This window comes from Afifella sp. YEN Y35 (assembly GCF_047553465.1).
GTDB lineage: Bacteria > Pseudomonadota > Alphaproteobacteria > Rhizobiales > Afifellaceae > Afifella > Afifella aestuarii.
Window position 1 is genome coordinate 2,973,672 of the sequence record NZ_CP180203.1, and the last position, 17,552, is coordinate 2,991,223.

Annotated in this window: 12 protein-coding genes; all 12 read left to right on the plus strand. The window is 63.4% G+C overall.

Features of this window, described 5'->3' with window-relative positions; all coding sequences use genetic code 11:
• The first annotated feature begins 2 nt into the window (after window positions 1-2).
• The 12 genes from rfbB to ACK8CP_RS14305 all read left to right on the plus strand — a co-directional run bounded on the left by rfbB (window position 3) and on the right by ACK8CP_RS14305 (window position 17,549).
• Complete coding sequence (gene rfbB / locus ACK8CP_RS14250; RefSeq protein WP_128291938.1) at window positions 3-1,079, plus strand: dTDP-glucose 4,6-dehydratase; 1,077 nt, start codon at window positions 3-5, stop codon at window positions 1,077-1,079.
• Entirely contained in the window at window positions 1,076-1,978 is a 903-nt protein-coding gene (gene rfbD, locus ACK8CP_RS14255) for a dTDP-4-dehydrorhamnose reductase (protein ID WP_414832254.1), read from the plus strand. The genes rfbB and rfbD overlap by 4 nt, the downstream gene beginning before the upstream one ends.
• 67 nt (window positions 1,979-2,045) lie before the next feature.
• Entirely contained in the window at window positions 2,046-4,265 is a 2,220-nt protein-coding gene (locus tag ACK8CP_RS14260; RefSeq protein ID WP_414832255.1) for a glycosyltransferase family 2 protein, read from the plus strand.
• An 8-nt stretch (window positions 4,266-4,273) separates the two neighbouring features.
• Complete coding sequence (locus ACK8CP_RS14265) at window positions 4,274-5,113, plus strand: hypothetical protein (protein WP_414832256.1); 840 nt, start codon at window positions 4,274-4,276, stop codon at window positions 5,111-5,113.
• A gap of 159 nt (window positions 5,114-5,272) precedes the next feature.
• Entirely contained in the window at window positions 5,273-5,986 is a 714-nt protein-coding gene (locus ACK8CP_RS14270; RefSeq protein ID WP_414832257.1) for a sulfotransferase, read from the plus strand.
• Between the two features lie 122 nt (window positions 5,987-6,108).
• Window positions 6,109-7,188 carry a M23 family metallopeptidase gene (locus ACK8CP_RS14275; RefSeq protein WP_414832258.1) on the plus strand — a complete coding sequence of 360 codons (1,080 nt, stop codon included), beginning with the start codon at window positions 6,109-6,111 and terminating at the stop codon, window positions 7,186-7,188.
• A 298-nt stretch (window positions 7,189-7,486) separates the two neighbouring features.
• On the plus strand, window positions 7,487-8,173 hold the full coding sequence (locus tag ACK8CP_RS14280) for an FkbM family methyltransferase (RefSeq protein ID WP_414832259.1): 687 nt from the start codon (window positions 7,487-7,489) through the stop codon (window positions 8,171-8,173).
• Window positions 8,174-8,320: 147 nt separating this feature from the next.
• Complete coding sequence (locus tag ACK8CP_RS14285) at window positions 8,321-9,547, plus strand: glycosyltransferase (protein WP_234629855.1); 1,227 nt, start codon at window positions 8,321-8,323, stop codon at window positions 9,545-9,547.
• Window positions 9,548-9,648: 101 nt separating this feature from the next.
• The gene (locus tag ACK8CP_RS14290; protein ID WP_414832260.1) at window positions 9,649-12,615 is read left to right on the plus strand and encodes a glycosyltransferase; all 2,967 of its coding nucleotides are present in this window, start codon (window positions 9,649-9,651) and stop codon (window positions 12,613-12,615) included.
• A 1-nt stretch (window position 12,616) separates the two neighbouring features.
• Entirely contained in the window at window positions 12,617-14,776 is a 2,160-nt protein-coding gene (locus tag ACK8CP_RS14295) for a DUF6212 domain-containing protein (protein WP_414832261.1), read from the plus strand.
• On the plus strand, window positions 14,776-16,836 hold the full coding sequence (locus ACK8CP_RS14300; RefSeq protein ID WP_414832262.1) for a glycosyltransferase family A protein: 2,061 nt from the start codon (window positions 14,776-14,778) through the stop codon (window positions 16,834-16,836). The genes ACK8CP_RS14295 and ACK8CP_RS14300 overlap by 1 nt, the downstream gene beginning before the upstream one ends.
• A gap of 41 nt (window positions 16,837-16,877) precedes the next feature.
• A complete protein-coding gene (locus ACK8CP_RS14305) occupies window positions 16,878-17,549 on the plus strand; it encodes a sulfotransferase (RefSeq protein ID WP_414832263.1) in 672 nt (223 codons plus the stop codon).
• The last annotated feature ends 3 nt before the right edge of the window (window positions 17,550-17,552 follow it).

Below are 17,552 nucleotides of genomic sequence, written 5' to 3' on the forward strand. Positions count from 1 at the left end.
AGATGAGAATACTCGTGACGGGCGGGGCGGGCTTTATCGGCTCTGCAGTCTGCCGCCACCTCGTGCAGGAGGGCGTGGAGCGCGTCGTCAACGTCGACAAGCTCACCTATGCCGGCAACCGGCAGTCTCTGCGCGCGATCGAGAATGCGCCCAACCACGTTTTCGTTCAGGCCGATATCTGCGACGACACGGCGCTCCTCGACGTCATGAAGGCGGAGCGCATCGACGCCGTTATGCATCTCGCCGCCGAAAGCCATGTCGACCGTTCCATCGACGGCCCGGCAGCCTTCGTGGAAACCAATGTCGTCGGCACCTTCCGGCTTCTCAACGCGACGCTCGCCTATTGGCGAGAGCTTTCGTCAGAGGCACAGGAAAAATTCCGTTTCCATCACGTCTCGACCGACGAGGTCTTCGGCGACCTGCCTTTCGACAGCGGCATCTTCACCGAGGAGACGCCCTACGCGCCGTCTTCGCCCTATTCGGCCTCGAAGGCGGCGTCCGACCATTTCGTGCGCGCCTGGCACGAAACCTACGGCCTGCCGGTCGTCCTCTCCAACTGCTCCAACAATTACGGGCCCTATCACTTCCCGGAAAAACTCATCCCCCTCGTCATCCTGAACGCGCTCGACGAGAAGGAGCTGCCGGTCTACGGCCAGGGGGCCAATGTGCGCGACTGGCTCTACGTGGAGGACCATGCGCGGGCGCTCGCCCTCGTCGTCGGCAAGGGCGAGATCGGCGAGAGCTACAATATCGGCGGACGCGCGGAACGCACCAACCTTTCGGTCGTGGAGACGATCTGCGATCTCCTCGATGAGCGGCGGCCGCGCGACGGCAACAAGAGCTACCGCGACCTCATCACATTCGTCACCGACCGTCCGGGTCACGACCGGCGCTATGCGATCGATCCCTCGAAGATCGAGCGCGATCTCGGCTGGCGCGCCCAAGAGAGTTTCGAGACGGGTATCGCCCGCACCATCGACTGGTATCTCGAAAACGAATGGTGGTGGGGCCCGCTCCGCGCCGAGCGCTACAAGGGCGAACGTCTCGGCCATGCCCATCAGAAAGCGAAGGCCGGATGAGGATCGTCGTCACCGGCAAGGACGGGCAGGTCGCACGCGCCCTGATCGCAGCGGGCGTCCGATCCGATGCGACCGAAATCATCGCCGTCGGCCGCCCCGAGCTCGATCTGGCGCGGCCTGAGACGATCGCGCCGGCAATCGCCGCCGCTCGGCCGGATGTCGTCGTCTCCGCCGCCGCCTATACCGCAGTCGACCAGGCCGAGGACGAGCCGGACCAGGCCTTTCTCATCAACGAGAAAGGTGCGGGCGAAGTGGCGCGGGCCGCACGCGAGCTCGGTGTTCCGATCATCCATCTGTCGACGGATTACGTCTTTTCGGGCGATGGCGCCGAGCCCTATGACGAGGCGATGGCGACGGGCCCGAAGGGCGTCTACGGCGCGAGCAAGCTTGCCGGCGAACAGGCGGTTGCCGCCGCCAATGCCAACCATCTCATCCTGCGTGTCGCCTGGGTCTACAGCCCCTACGGCAAGAACTTCGTCAAGACGATGCTGCGGCTTGCCGAAGGCCGCGATCAGCTTTCCGTCGTCGACGACCAGATCGGCAATCCGACCTCGGCCGAGGACATCGCCGACGCCGTTCTTGCAATCGCCCGGCACTGGCAGAAGACCAGGGCCGCCCGCCCGAACGGGCTTTATCATTTCGCCGGCACCGGCGAGACGAGCTGGTGCGGGTTCGCGCGAGAAATCTTCCGTGTGAGCGGAACGCTCTCCGGCCCGACGGCCGAGGTTGCGGCGATCACGACGGCGGGGTTTCCGACAAAGGCGGCGCGGCCCAAGAACTCCCGCCTCGACTGCCGCCGTTTCGCCACGGATTTCGGCCATGCGGCACCCCCCTGGCAGGAGAGCACCGCCCGCGTGGTGAACACCCTCTTGCGCGACCGAGATGGCTCGCCGAACTGAGAGACGAGCAAGCGCCCCGGCATGAGACCGGACCGGCGCAAGATGATCAAAGCGAGGAACCGTAAAAGTGCGCGCTGTTGACCTTCGACAGGATTGTGCGGCGTGCGAATATGTGAACGTTTCGGGCGCTGACGGCGCCTACACTGCGACCTCCGACGACCCGCAGATCCGCTTTCGGCCGGTCCGTCCGCTCGAGCCCGGCTGGTATCATTGCGCCTTTGAAATCTCGGGCAATTCCGTCGTCACACCGCAGATCGTCATCGACACGGGCAAGGGTTTTCTCGCCACTTATCGGGTGAGCCTCAAAAGCGACCGGCGGCGAAACCGCTTCTCTGCCGATTTCTATCTGCCCGAGCCGGCGAACGAGCTTTGCCTCTACCCCGCGGACGGCGCCGGCAAATTCGAGATCGGCCGCCTCCGCATCAAGCGCCGCAACCGGGCGGAGACGCTTCTCTTCTTTGCCGGCCACGCAATCCAGATTCTCTGGCGAGATCCGATGCGTCTTGTGCGCCGGTTTCGGCAATACTGGCATTATCTGCGCCGCCCGCATTTCGTGGGCGTGCGCACACCGTCACGGCTGAGCCCCGGTGGCGGCAGCTATCCCGATTGGATCAAGCGCTACGATTACCAGCCGGACCGCGATCGCAAGATGCTCGAGACGCAGATCAAGGCGCTCGAAAGGCGCCCCGTCATCAGCGTTTTGATGCCGGTCTACAACCCTCCGGCCGATCTTCTCGATGCCGCCATCCGCTCCGTCGTGGAACAGGTCTATCCGGACTGGGAATTGTGCATCGCCGACGACGCCTCGTCGGATCCGGAGATCAGTCGCCGCCTCGAGGCATGGGCGGAGCACGATCCCCGCATCAAGGTCGTTCGACGAGAGATCAACGGGCACATCTCGGCCGCCACCAATTCCGCTTTCGCCGTCGCAACGGGCGACTGGATCGCCCTCCTCGACCATGACGATGTCCTGCGGGAAAACGCGCTCGGCGAAGTCGCCGTCGAAATCGGGCGCCATCCGGACGCTGAGATCGTCTATTCCGACGAGGACAAACTCGGCTCGGACGGGCTGCGCTACGAGCCCTATTTCAAGCCGGACTATTCGCGCGAGCTTCTGCGCTCACAGAATTATTTCAACCATCTGACCGTGCATCGGGCGGAAAATATCCGTCGCGTCGGCGGATGGCGCGTGGGTTTCGAGGGCAGTCAGGATTACGACCTCAATCTGCGCATCGCCGAGATCGTCGAGCCCGGGAAAATCCGACATATCCCCAAAGTGCTTTATCACTGGCGCGCGGTGGAGGGCTCGACGGCCATGGCCGGCGGGGAGAAGAACTATGCCTATCTTGCCGGCCAGCGCGCCCTTGAAGATCATGTCACACGCACCGGACTGCCGGCGAAGGTCGAGCCGGCGCCGGGCGTACCCTTCTACCGGCTGAAGCTCTCAGTGCCGGAGCCCCGCCCTCTCGTCAGCCTCATCATCCCGACGCGCGATCACGCAAAACTTCTGCGCGGCTGCATCGAATCGATCCTCACCAAGACCACCTACGACGCTTACGAGATCCTCATCGTCGACAACGGCTCCGTCGAACCGGAGACGCATCGCTATTTCGAGGAGCTGCGCGCGGATCCGAAAGTCCGCGTCATCTCCTACAATAAGCCGTTCAACTACGCGGCAATCAACAATTTCGCCGCCGTCCAAGCGAACGGTGCCATTTTAGGCCTCGTCAACAACGACATCGAAGTGATCTCGCCCGATTGGCTCAAGGAAATGGTGTCCTGGGCGGTTCAGCCGGATATCGGGTGCGTCGGCGCCAAACTCTACTATGCCGACGATACGATCCAGCATGCCGGCGTGATCCTCGGCATTGGCGGCGTTGCCGGCCATTCCCACAAATATTTCCCGCGCGAGGAGCCCGGCTATTTCGGGCGGCTCAAGATCCTGCAGAACGTTTCGGCGGTGACGGCGGCCTGCCTTATCGTGCGCAAGGAAGTCTATGAGGCTGTGGGCGGCCTCGACGAAGAGCATCTCGCCGTCGCCTTCAACGATGTCGATTTCTGCCTTGCCGTCCAAAAGCTCGGCTTTGCGAATGTCTTCACGCCCTATGCGGAGATGTACCACCTAGAAAGCATTTCGCGCGGCCATGAGGACAATTCTGAGAAACAGGCCCGATTTTTCGAAGAATCGCTCTACATGCAGAAAAAATGGCAACGCCTGTTGGCGCGCGACCCCTTCTATTCTCCCAATTTGAGCCGGGAGCACGAAGATTTCTCACTTCGCAGTTGATTGAGCCGATGCGCAAGCTCCAGGACCTGAAGAACGCTCTTCCGCTCTCACGCAGCACCGTGAAGAGCAGGAAGAATAAGAAGATCGACAAGATCTTCTTCCTGCATATTCCGAAGACGGCAGGTTCGGCCTTCAACCTCGCCTTCCAGAAAGCCGTCCCCGACGGGCGGCATTTCGAGCACATGGAGAGCCAGCGAAAGCTCTTCTATTCCGTCGTCAGCGACGGCCAACCTTTCTACGCGTCCGGACATTTCCCTTTTTCGAGAGTGCGCGACCTCGTGATGCGTCCCGACGTCTTCACCATCACGATCTTCCGCGAGCCGCTCAAGCAGCTCCTCTCGCATCTCAAATGGGTGAAGGCCTATGGGCGGCCCGACGGCGAAGCCCGCCGTCATCTCATTCCGGAAAACATCGCCGAACTGTCGCTCGACCTTTGGGAAACCGATCTCAACGACGTCGCCAGGCTCGAACCGATCCTCGCCTCGCCGACCGCCATCTCCCTCTTCGACAACACGCAGACCCGCTACATGACGCGCTCCATCGGCGGACGCATCGGTGAGGAGCAGAACCGCTTTTCCATGGGGCATCTGAAACATTTCGACTTCTTTTTCGTCCTCGAGGACATGGCGGCCGCACATAAAAAGCTCACCAGGAAAATCCCCGGGCTCGGGCCAATTCCGCGCACCAATGAGGCGATGCTATCTGAAACGGTCGACCTGCAGGACGGCAAAATCCGGACCTTTTATGAAGGCTTCGTACGTTTCGACAGGAAGCTTTACGACAACGCGCGGCGCCGCTCGAGGCGCCGTTTCCTCGGCCTGTCCGAGGAAGACATGCAGAGCGTGTGAGGCGCGCGACTTGAACGAAGTACGCACGAAGACGCATTCTAGGCGGGCGGCGTCGGCAGGGCGTGTTTCAAAAGGTTCTCACCCGCTGGCAGCATTCTTCAACACGGGGCGCGCCGAGAGGCTCCGGCGCGTCGATCCCCGCAAGACCAGGAGCCACGATTGCACTCGCTTGAAGACTATCTCCGGCAACCGAAGCTCGCGCGCTTTCCATTCCTTTTCATCGTCACCTATGGCCGCTCCGGCTCGACCTTGCTGCAGGGATTGCTGAACGCGCTGCCGGGCTATCACATCCGTGGCGAGAACAACGCCGCCCTCGTCCCACTCTTCCGCACGCAAAGACGATTGCGGCACACGCGCTCTGAATGGGGAAACGAGGCGACCACGCCAGGGAGCCCGTGGTATGGCGCCGAGCTCATCGAGCCCGACATGTTCGTGGCCGGTTGCGCGGACGCCTTCTTTCGCTCCGTTCTGAGACCTTCGGTCGGCGCAAGATGCTGCGGTTTCAAGGAAATTCGCTACGATAGAAGGACGCTGAGCGACGGGGACTTCGTGCCCTATCTCCGGTTTCTCCGGCGAGCTTTCCCCGGTGCCGCCTTCGTTTTCAATTTCCGCAATGTCGAGGACACTCTGAAGAGCGGCTGGTGGCCGGATTACGAGCCGGGCGATGCGGAGCGGGCGATCTCGGTCATGCGAACGCGCATGGGAGATTATGCCCGGGACCACCCCGAACATTCCTTCTCCTTCGACTATGACGCCGTCTGCCGCGATCATTCCTACTTCGCCGAATTGTGCGCCTTCCTCGGCGAGGAGTACGACCCCGAGATGGTCGAGCGGGTCATGAGCACCAGCCACAGCATCGGCGGGTCACGGTGACAGGCTTTCCCGCCTGGAACTCCTAAGATCGCGCTCGAAAGCGCGTCTTGCCGCTGCCCCAGTCACGAAGCGGTCGCATTTGCGACCTTTCTTCGGGCCGTCTCATCAGGAAAGGAACGCCCATGCGCGCGTGGCATGGCCATCTCTCCATCGCCTCATCAAGCCGTGCGATGCCCGCTCTGACCGCAGTGGGGCGGCTCCGCGCTCCGGCGCTCGCACTCGTCCTGCTTGCGCCGCTCACGGCATCGGCGGCCGCCTTCGAACTCGAACTGCCTCTCGCCTGCACGCCTGGGACGGATTGCGTCATCCAGCATTACGTCGACCGCGACGGCACCTCGGGCGCGCATGATTATCATTGCGGCAGCCTCACCTATGACGGCCATAAGGGAACGGATTTTCGCATTCCGACGCTTGAGGCGATGCGCGAGGGGGTCAACGTGCTGGCAGCGGCCCCCGGCAAAGTGCTGCGCGTGCGCGACAAGATGGATGATGTGTCCGTGCGCCGCATCGGGGTGGAGAACGTCAAAGGCTCCGAATGCGGCAATGGCCTCGTCATCGATCACGGCGACGGCTGGCAGACGCAGTATTGCCATATGCGCCTTGGCAGCATCGTGGTGCGGCCGGGCGAGCAGGTGGAAGCGGGCGCCGTTCTCGGCCAGGTGGGCCTGTCGGGACAGACGGAATTTCCGCATGTGCATCTTCAGCTGACGAAGGACGGGACGATCGTCGACCCGTTCAGCTATCAGCCGGATGTCGCCGCCATGGAAGGCGAGGCGGCCTGCGAGAACCAGATCCCCGGCACCTCGCTTTGGGCCAACGACGTCCAGGCGAACCTCGCCTACACGGCCGGCAGCATTCTCAATGTCGGCTTCAGCGACCGGGCGGACCTGAAGATGGTCGATATCGAAGGCGGCATGCTGCACGATCCCGACACGAGCGCGCCCGTGCTTGTCGCCTATGGCCGCGCCATCGGCCTTCTGAAAGACGACATCCAGCACATGCGCATTACCGCGCCTGGAGGGCAGGTTCTCGTCGATCAGGCCGTCGACCCGCTCGAAGCCAACAAGGCCCAGGTCTTCGTCTTCGCCGGCCGCAAGCGGCCGTCCCAGGGTTGGCCCGCCGGGCGCTATGAAGGCGTCTATAGTGTCGAGAGGGACGGGGAAACGATCCTCGAGAAACCCTTCTCCGCCACGCTCGAATAGGGTTCTCAAAAAAGAGGTCCCAGATGACAGTGCATCTGGGACCTACGGAGTCGGTCTCTATCTGGAGATGCCCCAGTATGACCGGATGCAGCCGGTTATGCCAGAGACAGTCTGCGTCTTTTGCAGACGAGCGTCTGCAAAAAGCCAGTCAAATACGACACGCTGACATGGGCTGCACAGAAAAATGCGTCCGGGGAAGACGTGGGACACGGCTTCGGCGACTGGTTGCCGCGGCGGGCGACTGCGGATAAGCCGACCACCAACGCTTATTCTGCAGCATGACGACAAGGAGCAAGAGATGCAGCCGGCCACGAGCCCGGAAATCGTCGAATGCCGGGGCGTCCGCCTCGACCTGTCGCATCCCCTCTTCACCGAAAAGCTGCGGCGTGCCGTCGAGCGCGGCTGGTATGAAGGCGCGGAGGCGCGGGCGAGCGAGATCATGGTGAGGCCGGGCGACCACATCGTCGAATTCGGTGGCGGCTGCGGCTTCATCTCGAGTTTCATGGCCCTCACCCATGCCGACATCACGATCGAGTGTGTGGAGGCCAATCCCGAGCTTCTGGCCCTGATCGAACACCATCACCGTTTGAACGGCGTCACCTGCGCGACCCTCCACCACGAGCTCGCCGCGCGCGAGGACGGCCTGGCGGATTTCTACGTGAGCAAGGATTTCTGGGCCTCGTCGACACGGCCGGGGGCGGAGGCGCGTCGCGTAGAGGTCCCAGCACGCGCCATCTCCAAGCGTCTCGATGAGTGGGATCCGCAGGTCGTCGTCATGGATATCGAAGGGGCGGAGCTGGAGCTTCTTGCAGATCCGCTGCCTTCGAACCTGCGCGCGATCGTCCTGGAGCTTCACCCGGACATTTACGGTTTGCCGGGCGTCAAAGCCGTCATGGACGGACTGTCGAAACAAGGGTTCGCTTTCGTGCCGGGGGCGAGTGAGCATGCGGTTACCGCCTGGGCACGGATCGACGCTCTTGCCTAGCTTGAGACAAGCGGCTTTCCGGCGCCTTTCTATCCTGCGTGTTGACAGCGCAGCCGCGTCCCCGCATTGCCATCATGCAGGGTTCGTCACCCCCGTTGCCGGCACGACGCCTGGCCTGCCAAGCACCTCTTCGGATTTTCCAGCCCCATGAAAATACTCTTCCTGCACAATAATTTTCCTGGCCAGTATCGGCGTCTCATCAACTTCTTGAAGGATGATCCTCTGGTCGAGGACATGATCGCGGTTACGCTGGAAACGAACCAGCAGAAGTTTCCTTTGAAGAAGGTTCTGTACAAACCTCATCGCCCGGTGACGAAGGGCATCCATCCGGCAGTCGTCGCCTTCGAATCCGCGGTCATCAATGCGCAGAACGTGTTTCAGAAACTCGTCAGCGTGAAGCAATCCGGCTGGAAGCCCGATATCATCTGCGGCCATTCAGGCTGGGGCCCGACGATGTTCCTGCGCGAACTGTGGCCCGACACACGCATGCTCACCTATTACGAGTGGTGGTACAATTCGACGGGCGCCGATACCGACTTCCTGCGCCGCGAACCCGCCCCCTATGACGAGCGCGTGCGCATGCAGATGAAGAATGCGCCTTTCCTTGCCGATCTCTCGATCATGGATTGGGGGATCTGTCCGACGCGGTTTCAGCACAGCCAGTTTCCGGCCATGTTCCGCGACAAGATCGAGCTTCTGCACGACGGCGTCGATACGGATTTCATGTGTCCGGACCGCTCCGACACGCTCACGATCGGCGACAAGACGTTTCGGGCGGGCGACGAGATCGTCACCTATGCCACGCGAGGCATGGAGCCCTACCGCGGCTTTCCGCAGTTCATGGAGGCGGTCGCCAAGCTGCAAAAGCGGCGCCCCAACATGCAGACGATCGTCGTCGGCAGAGACCGCGTCGCCTATGGCTCCAAACGCTCCGACGGCAAGACCTACAAGGAACACGCGCTGGAGACGCTCGATCTCGATCTGAGCCGCATCCACTTTCTCGATCTGGTGCCTTTGGAGAAGCTGCGTACGGTCTTCCGCATCTCCTCCGTGCATGTCTATCTCACCGTGCCCTTCGTGCTGTCATGGTCGATGATCGAGGCGATGAGCACCGGCGTCCTGCTGCTTGGTTCGGACACCGACCCCATCCGGGAGATGATCGAGGACGGCAAGAACGGCCTCCTCGTCGACTTCTTTGATTCCGACAAGATCGCCGCTCGGATGGAGGAGGCGCTCGCCGGGCAGCAGAAATTCGTGCCGTTGCGCGCGGCCGCACGTCGCACGGTCCTGGAGCGCTATGCCATGAAGCATCTTCTGCCCTGCCACCGGCAGCTCATGGTCGATGTCGCCTCTGGCGCCAAGACCTGTCGCTGAGCCGGTCGTCCTTTCGATTTGGCGCGACCTGTGCCATCCATCCGAGCCACACAGCCGCATTATGCCGGCCTGGCATTTCGTATTGCCCTGGGAGCGCGTTCGTGAACGCCACACTCAAGCGGACTTTGAAACGCTATCTGCTGCCCTTCACGGGATCGATGCGGCTCCTCAGGGCGCATCCGATCCTGATGAACGGACAATGGTACCTTGAGAACAATCCGGATGTGGCGCGCGCCGAGATCGACCCGATCGAGCATTTTCACCGCATCGGCTGGAAAGAGGGGCGCAATCCGTCGGAGCATTTCGACGTCACCTATTATCTGACTGCCTACCCCGACATTCGGGCTGCGGAGATCAACCCTCTCATCCATTACCTTCAGGTCGGCTGCACCGAAGGCCGCAACCCCTCGCCCACTTTCGACGCTGCCGCCTATCTGCGTGACCACCCCGACCTCTCGCAAAAGAAGCTCACGGCCTACGAGCAGTTTCTCGTCGCCACCGGCCGTGCAGACGTCGACCGCGAGCCGATGACGATCCCGCGCGGCGCTTATGACGAGATTTCGGAAAGCGGGCTTCTGCACGAGACCTGGTATCGCGGGGAATATCCCGACGTCGTCGCCGTGCCCGATCCGCTTCGACATTACATCGACTGGGGCATCCGCGAAGGCCGCAGCCCAAATCCATATTTCGACCCGACCTGGTACACGAAGGAGCACCGCTACGCGCTGCGCGGCCTGCCTCCGATCCTGCACTATCTGCGCCATGGCTGGCAGAATGGCTGCGACCCGTCGGCGGCTTTCAGTCTCACGCATTACGGCGACCTCACCGGCTGGTCGCCACGCGATGGGGAGCCGATTGCGCGCTTCATGAAGGAGGGGCTGCCGCAGGCGCCCGCGCTCAGACCGGTCGATCCCGCAAAGCCCGGGCATCGCATCAATCTCGGGCGGCGGGACGCGCATTGCTGCAAGGGAAGCTTTCTGCGTTACCCGCTGGATCACCGGCCCGCCGAGACCGCCGATGCGCATGGCAGTTTCATACCGAACCGTCTCGTCCTGCATTGGGTGATCCCGGATTTCGGCACCGGCGGCGGCGGCCATATGACCATCTTCCGGATGGTGCGCGCCCTCGGTCTGCGCGGTCACCGCCAGACGGTCTGGATCCATAACCGCGATCCGAAAGAGCCGCTCGACGGGGCCTACGACGACGTCGTGCGCCATTATCAGACGATCGACGCGGACATCCGCCTCATCGACGAGGAGGGTTTCGTCGATGCTCAAGGCGATGCCGTCATCGCGACCGACTGGGCGTCGGTGTGGCCGGCCCGTTCGATGCGGCAGGTGAAGCGCTGCTTTTACTTCGTGCAGGATTACGAGCCGTTCTTCTTTGCCCGCGGCGCCGAAGCGCTTTTGGCGGAAACCACCTATCGAAGTGACGTCGATTGCCTGTGCGCGAGCCCCTGGCTGTCGCAAACGCTTGAGGAGAATTTCGGCCGCTGGACGCGCCATTTCCACCTCGCGGCCGATCGCGATGTTTATTATCCGGCAAGCCCGCGCTCGACGCCGGCCGCCAACGCGGACGCGCTTCCGCGGATCGCGCTTTACGCCCGCCGCTTCACCGCCAGGCGCGCTGTCGACCTCGGCCTTCTGGCGCTCGAGGTGCTGGCGCGGCGCGGACACGAATTCATCGTCGATTTCTTCGGTTCCGAAGAGCCGATCGAGACAGCGCCCTTCCCTTTCGTGCAGCATGGGACGCTGCCGCCGCAGGAGCTCAGCCGGCTCTACCGTTCCGCCACGATCGGCGTCGTCTTCTCGGCGACGAACTACTCGCTCGTTCCGCAGGAAATGATGGCCTGCGGCCTGCCGGTGGTCGAGCTCGATGTGGAAAGCACCAAGGCGATCTATCCCGAGGGCGTGGTGTCGCGCGCGGGCGCCAATCCCGACGCTCTCGCCGATGCCATCGAAGCGCTGCTCTTCGATGGCGAGCGCCGCGCCACACAGGCGCGCAAGGCCCTCAACTGGGTCTCCCAGTTCAGCTGGGAAGGCGCTGCCGACGTCATCGAAAAAGGCATCGTCGACCGGCTTCAGGAACTCGGGCACGCCCGGCTTGCGCCGGCGGTCCCGCGGGCCACACCGAAAGCCTCCGTCGTCATCCCGACCCTCAACGGCGGGCCGCTCCTCCTCGACGTCATCGAGCGGGTGAAGGCGCAGAAGCTGCACGAGCCGTTCGAGATTCTCGTCATCGACAGTGGCTCGAGCGACGGCACGATGGAGCGCATCGAGGCGGACGATTCGGTCATGCTGCACCGCATCGACAAATCGGAGTTCGGCCATGGCCGCACGCGCAATCTCGGCGTCGAGCTGACGAGCGGCGATTATATCGCCTTTCTCACCCAGGATGCGCTGCCGACGAACGAAGGCTGGCTCGCCAATCTCGTGATGATGCTCGACCATTATCCGGATGCAGCCGGCGCCTTCGGTCACCATCTCGCCTGGGAAGCCGCGAGCGCCTTTACCAAGCGCGACATCGACCAGCATTTCCGGCAATTCTTCGAAATGCCGCTCGCCGTCTCCAAGGATCTCGATCCCGCACGCTACGCGGCGGGCGACATCCAATGGCGGCAGCAGCTGCATTATTACAGCGACAACAATTCCTGCCTGCGGCGTTCCGTTTGGGAGAAAATCCCTTATCGCGATGTTCCCTTCGGCGAAGACCAGCTCTACGCCGAGGACATCGTCGCGGCCGGCTACCAGAAAGTCTTCGCACCGAATGCCGTCGTCTATCATTCGCATGATTACGACGAAGCGGAGACCGAAGAGCGTTCGATGATCGAGGCGCGGTTCTTCTACGAGCATTTCGGCTACGTCCTCATGGAAGATGCCGCCACTCTCGAGAAGACGCTCGCCGCCCTCAATGCCGCCGACACCGCCTGGGGACGTACCCACGGGATCGGCGACGAGGAGATCGCCTATCGGCACAAGCTCAACAAAGCCCGTCTGAAAGGCTATCTCGCCGGGGGCCCAGAGGCTCAGGGCCATCTCGAGCGGTGGCGCAGAAAGAAGGTCGCCTGACGTGCCGGACCCGACCGCCTTTTCCAGCGGGATTTTCGTCGATCCCGACAGCGCCCAACAGATCTTCGGAGCGTCGAGCCAGGTGTTCGTCTCCGAAAGCCTTGCCGAACGTCTCGGAGACCTGTCGCATCTTCCGACTTCCGTCACGCTGTTTGATCAGGATGGCCGGCTCAGATCCTCAGGATCGCATCCGGGCGCGGCCGCCCATGTCCTCATCGACGCCATCCCGCACGGCGTCTTCCTGATTGCCTGCGGCGACGGCGAACAGGAGATCGCGGCAAAACTCGTCGGGTTCTTCAAGCGGCACGACGCGCGGCCCGCCCCCTCTCTTGCCGTCATCGACGCGACCGAGACCGATGCGGCGCTCTTACGCTTCACCCATGCGCTCTTGCCGGCGATGAGCCATCGCCTCGCCATCCAGGAAGAGGTCCTCGGCCGGCGCGAGAGCGAGCTTGCCGAGATGCGCCAGCACGCGGAGTGGCAACAGCTGCAGCTTCGCCTCGGCCGCGAGATGGTCGAGGCGCTCGGCTATTCCACACGCATGCTCGCCTATGAGGTGCCGGCCGGCGATCGCACGATCGGCCCTGGCGGCGACGTGGAGGCGACATCGCTCGTCCAGCGTTTGCCGGTCGATCTCGCCGGCATCAACGCCGTCAGTCTTTATGTCGTCACGCCTAAGAAGACCTCCGGCCAGATCATCGTCACGCTCGGGCCCCCCGATCTGCGGCAGAGCCTCGCCCGGGCGGAGATTGCCGCTACGGATTTGAAGGCCGGCTGGAACGATATCGTTCTGGAAAAGGCCGTCGGTCCGATCCACGGCGATGGCGTCCTCACCGTCTCCTTCCTCCGAGACGCAAAGGTCGCCGCACCGCTCCTGTCGCTCACGGACGAGACGACCGACCGTTTCGGCCTGATCGATCCCGACGGCGCGGGTTCGCTCGCGCTCAAGATCTGGAAGGGCCTTTCGCCCGAAGCGTTTCCGGCAGCGAACCGTGCGGCTTTGCGGATCTCCCGTGCGCCGCTCGATACCGCGGGGCTCTCTCGTCGGCTGCATTATATCTTTGGCGCCGCCGAAGAGGCGATTCTTCGGCAAACGAGCAAGGGCGGCCCGCTTTCGGCAACCGACAGCAATGGCCAGATCGGCCTGCGCACCCTTCCTGGAAAGATCGGCGGCTTCCGGCTTGCGGATGCGATCAAGCCCGGCACGCTCACCCTCTCCGTCGATCTCGCGCGCGCCGCCGACGATGTGGATGAAGAGATCGAAACCGCCATCCTTGCGATCCCGAGCCAGGACCTCGTTTTGCGCGATGCGGACGAGCTGCGTCAGGTCGTGGAAGCGATTTTCGCGCAGGATGCCGGCACGACAGCGAACCTGCCGGCCTCGCTCACCCGACGCCTGCCGAAGGCGACGCGCACGACATTGCGGCTGACATTCGCGGGCCCGACCGAGCGGCCGATGGACGTCGTCCTGGCGCTCCGCAATTCTTCAGGCGTCGAGATCGCGTTAAGCGCATCGCACATGGACGTCGAAAAGATCGAGGCGCTGCGGAGCGAACTCGAACCGCCCTTTGCCCGGCGCATCCCCTTTGCGGAACTGAAAAGCCGGATGAGCTACATGTTCGGCGACAGCGAAGGTCGCCGCGCATCCGAAGGCCTCGGGTTTTCGGTTTTCGAGATCTCCGACGTCGAAAACTTCATGCAGACGCATCCGTTGCCCGACGGGCTTTCGGGGGCGCGCGGTGTCGGCATCCTGCCCGAGGGGCTCGTTCGTGTCGGCGCGCGGGTGATGACGAGCCACCGTCTGGGACCCGATGCGGAATACGGGCTGTTCCTTATCGAGCGCGGTGCGGGCGAGGAAGACCCCGCCGCCTTCGCCAGGGCGATGGAGCGCTTCGTCGAAGACGGCGACACCGCCCGGCCCGATTTCGTCATCGCATCCGCGAAGGTGAACACGAAGCCCAATGAGCGGCACGATTTCGCCATCGAGCTTCAGACGCCGCTCGCACAGCCTGCCGACCTTCTATGCACCATCCGCAGTCTTTCCGGACATATCAGCTTTGCCTGGTGCCGCTGGTATGGGCTCGATCTCACGGTCGCCGGCAAGGGCGCGCATCGCCTTGAGCTCACCGGCGGCAAGGCAAAGCCTCGTTCGGAGAGGTGATGCGGAGCCCGCTCCTCACCGACAATGACGTGCCGTCCGGCTTTCGGCGGATCGGCGTCGTCGTGCCGGTCTACGGCCATTCGCGCTTTGCCGTCGAAGCGGTGAAAAGCGCCTGCGAGCAGATGCTTGCGACACCCCATGTGGTGGCCGTTGTCGACGACGGCTGTCCGAACCCGGAAACCCAGCATGCGCTGACGGCCTGTCGGGCGCGCTATCCGGGGCGGGTGATCAGCCTGCGCCAGAGAAATGGCGGCCTGTCGGCCGCCCGCAACACCGGCGTGCGCACGCTTCTGGGGCTCTTTCCGGATACCGACGCGATCTTCTTTCTCGATGCCGATAACAGGCTGGAGAATTACGCGCTTGCCGCCTATGCGGCCGCCCTCGGCGCGGAGGACGGCGCCGGCTGGGCCTTTCCGGACGTGCACGCTTTCGGCCTGACGCCCATGGTCGACGGCGTCGATGTGCGCGAAACCACGCTCGCCGATTCCGCGCTCCGGCATCGTCGCGGCAATATCAGCGAGGCGGGCAGTCTCGTGCGGTCCGAGGTCTTTCGCGCCGGTGTCTTCTACGACGAGACGATGAAATTCGGCCTCGAAGACTGGGATTTCTGGCTGTCGGCCCGCGAAGCCGGCTTTCACGGCGTGCGTGTCACCGATCCGGGCTTTCTCTATCGCGTGCGTCCGGAAAGCATGGTCGCGCAATCGCGCCGCCAGACGGACGAGATCATGGCGGGGATGCAGCGCAAGCATTCCGATCTTTTCGCCCGCTCGGCGATCCTGGCCGACGAACACGAGGAAGCGCCGCGTTTCCTGATGGCCGACCTTGAGACCGGCGAGATCCGGGCGACATCGGACCCGCTTTTGCCCGGCCGCACATTGACGTTGCGGGAAGCAGCCACCCTCTTCGAAAAGCATCTCTCCGGCATTCACGAGCACGACGTTCCGCCCGTTCTCGTTGCCCATCACGGGCGCGCTGCGGCCGACATGGAATCGCCGCAGCATCTGCGCAGCCTCTTCTTCGAAGCACTGGCAGAGCCCCTTTCCGGCCCGCACATCCTTTCCATTCGTGCCGCCGATCATGCGAGCCGCTTCGTCGGCGACACGCGGCGCGCGCGCAAGGACATCGAAGCCGCCGAGGCTCTCATCGCCCTCATCCCGCTCAACGAATTGTCGCGGCTCGCCTTCGAGCGACCGAAGCGGCCGGGTCTTGCCCTCGTGCGCGACGTGACGCGCGTCGAGCATTGGAGCCTTCCGACTCTCGAGCAGGTGCCGCCGTTTCAGGGCCATGTCGGGCACAAGCGGCGGATTGCGCGGCTTTCGGCCCTTCTGAGGCCGTTCACACGCGCGTCGCAGGCGCGTCCCCTCCACCATGCGAGCCGGTTCTATCGCGGCCCGATAGTGAAGGATGTGCGCGAGTTGATGGCCGACGATCTCTGCGGCTACGCGCCCTTCAAGCCGTTCCCCTTCATCGCGAGAGGCCGGGAGCGCTGCCTTGTCGCCGTCGCGCCGGCAAGCCTTGCCGATGAGGCGCTGCAGGACGCGTTCGGCCGCTTCTGCGAGCGCCTGTCGCGGGCGGGCCTGCGCCTGTCGCTCGCGCTCGACGGACAGACGGCAAATCCGGCCTTCGCGCGCGCCGCACGGGCGGCCGATTTCGAAAACATCCTTCTCGATCCGGTGCCCGCACCGCCGCCATCGGATTTCGGCTTCATGGGAAGCGACATCCCGGTCCAGGATCCTTCCAAGCATGCGCGCCTGATGGCGCTGGCGCGCGGCCATGACGCCCTCATCACCTTCGGCATCACCGATTTCCTGCCCTTTGCCGGCGAGGCCAAGGGCGACAAGATCTTCACCATCCTCGCCCTCGACGACATTCTTGTCGAACGCGATGCCGTCCGGGGCCGGGATCCCGTCACCGTCACGGCCGCCTATGAACACGCCCATCATGTGATCGCCGCCGGGGTGAAGGCGCGCAAAGCGCTCGCCAACTGCGGCGTGCCGTCGAGCCGCCTCGTGCCCACGGAAGCGCTCGCCTTCACCATCAAGAGCCGGCTCGCCCGTTGATGCGCCGGCCGTCCCATTCGCTGAACCCGCGGAGACCCCCTATGACCGCCAGGCCCGACTTCGAGAAATTCATCGTCATCGTCACCTATGGCCGCTCGGGCTCCACGCTTTTGCAGACGGCCCTGCAGACGATCCCGGGAGCGATGATCCGGGGGGAAAACAACAACCTTCTCTATCCACTCTTCCGGGCGTGGAAGCGGGCGCACAACACCCGCTACAATCAGGGACAGACGCCGATTCCGGCGCACGGGCCGTGGTACGGCGCCGACGAGATCGTACCGCGCCGCTTCGGCGAGGAGCTCGCCGGCCTCTTCGTGCGCGAGATTCTGAAGCCCACGCTGCAGACGCGTGTCCTCGGCTTCAAGGAAATCCGCTTCCACGATGCGGAGCCCGGCGAGATGCCGGAGTTTCTCGATTTCATCCGCGAGTTCTTCCCGCCCTGCCGGCTCATCTTCAACACGCGGCGCGCTGCCGACGTCGCGCGCTCCTCGTGGTGGAAAGATGTGGAAACCGAAAAGGTGATGGAGATGGTGGAGGATCTCGACCGGCAATACGCGGATTACGTTGCCGCGCATTCCGATACGAGCTTCCTCGTGCGCTACGACGATTACGTCAAAGACCGGGCGAGCCTGCGCGCCCTTTTCGACTTCCTCGGCGAAGCCTATGACGAGGCGGCGGTCGAGGCGGCCTTCGGCCACCGCCTGCCGCATTGAGGC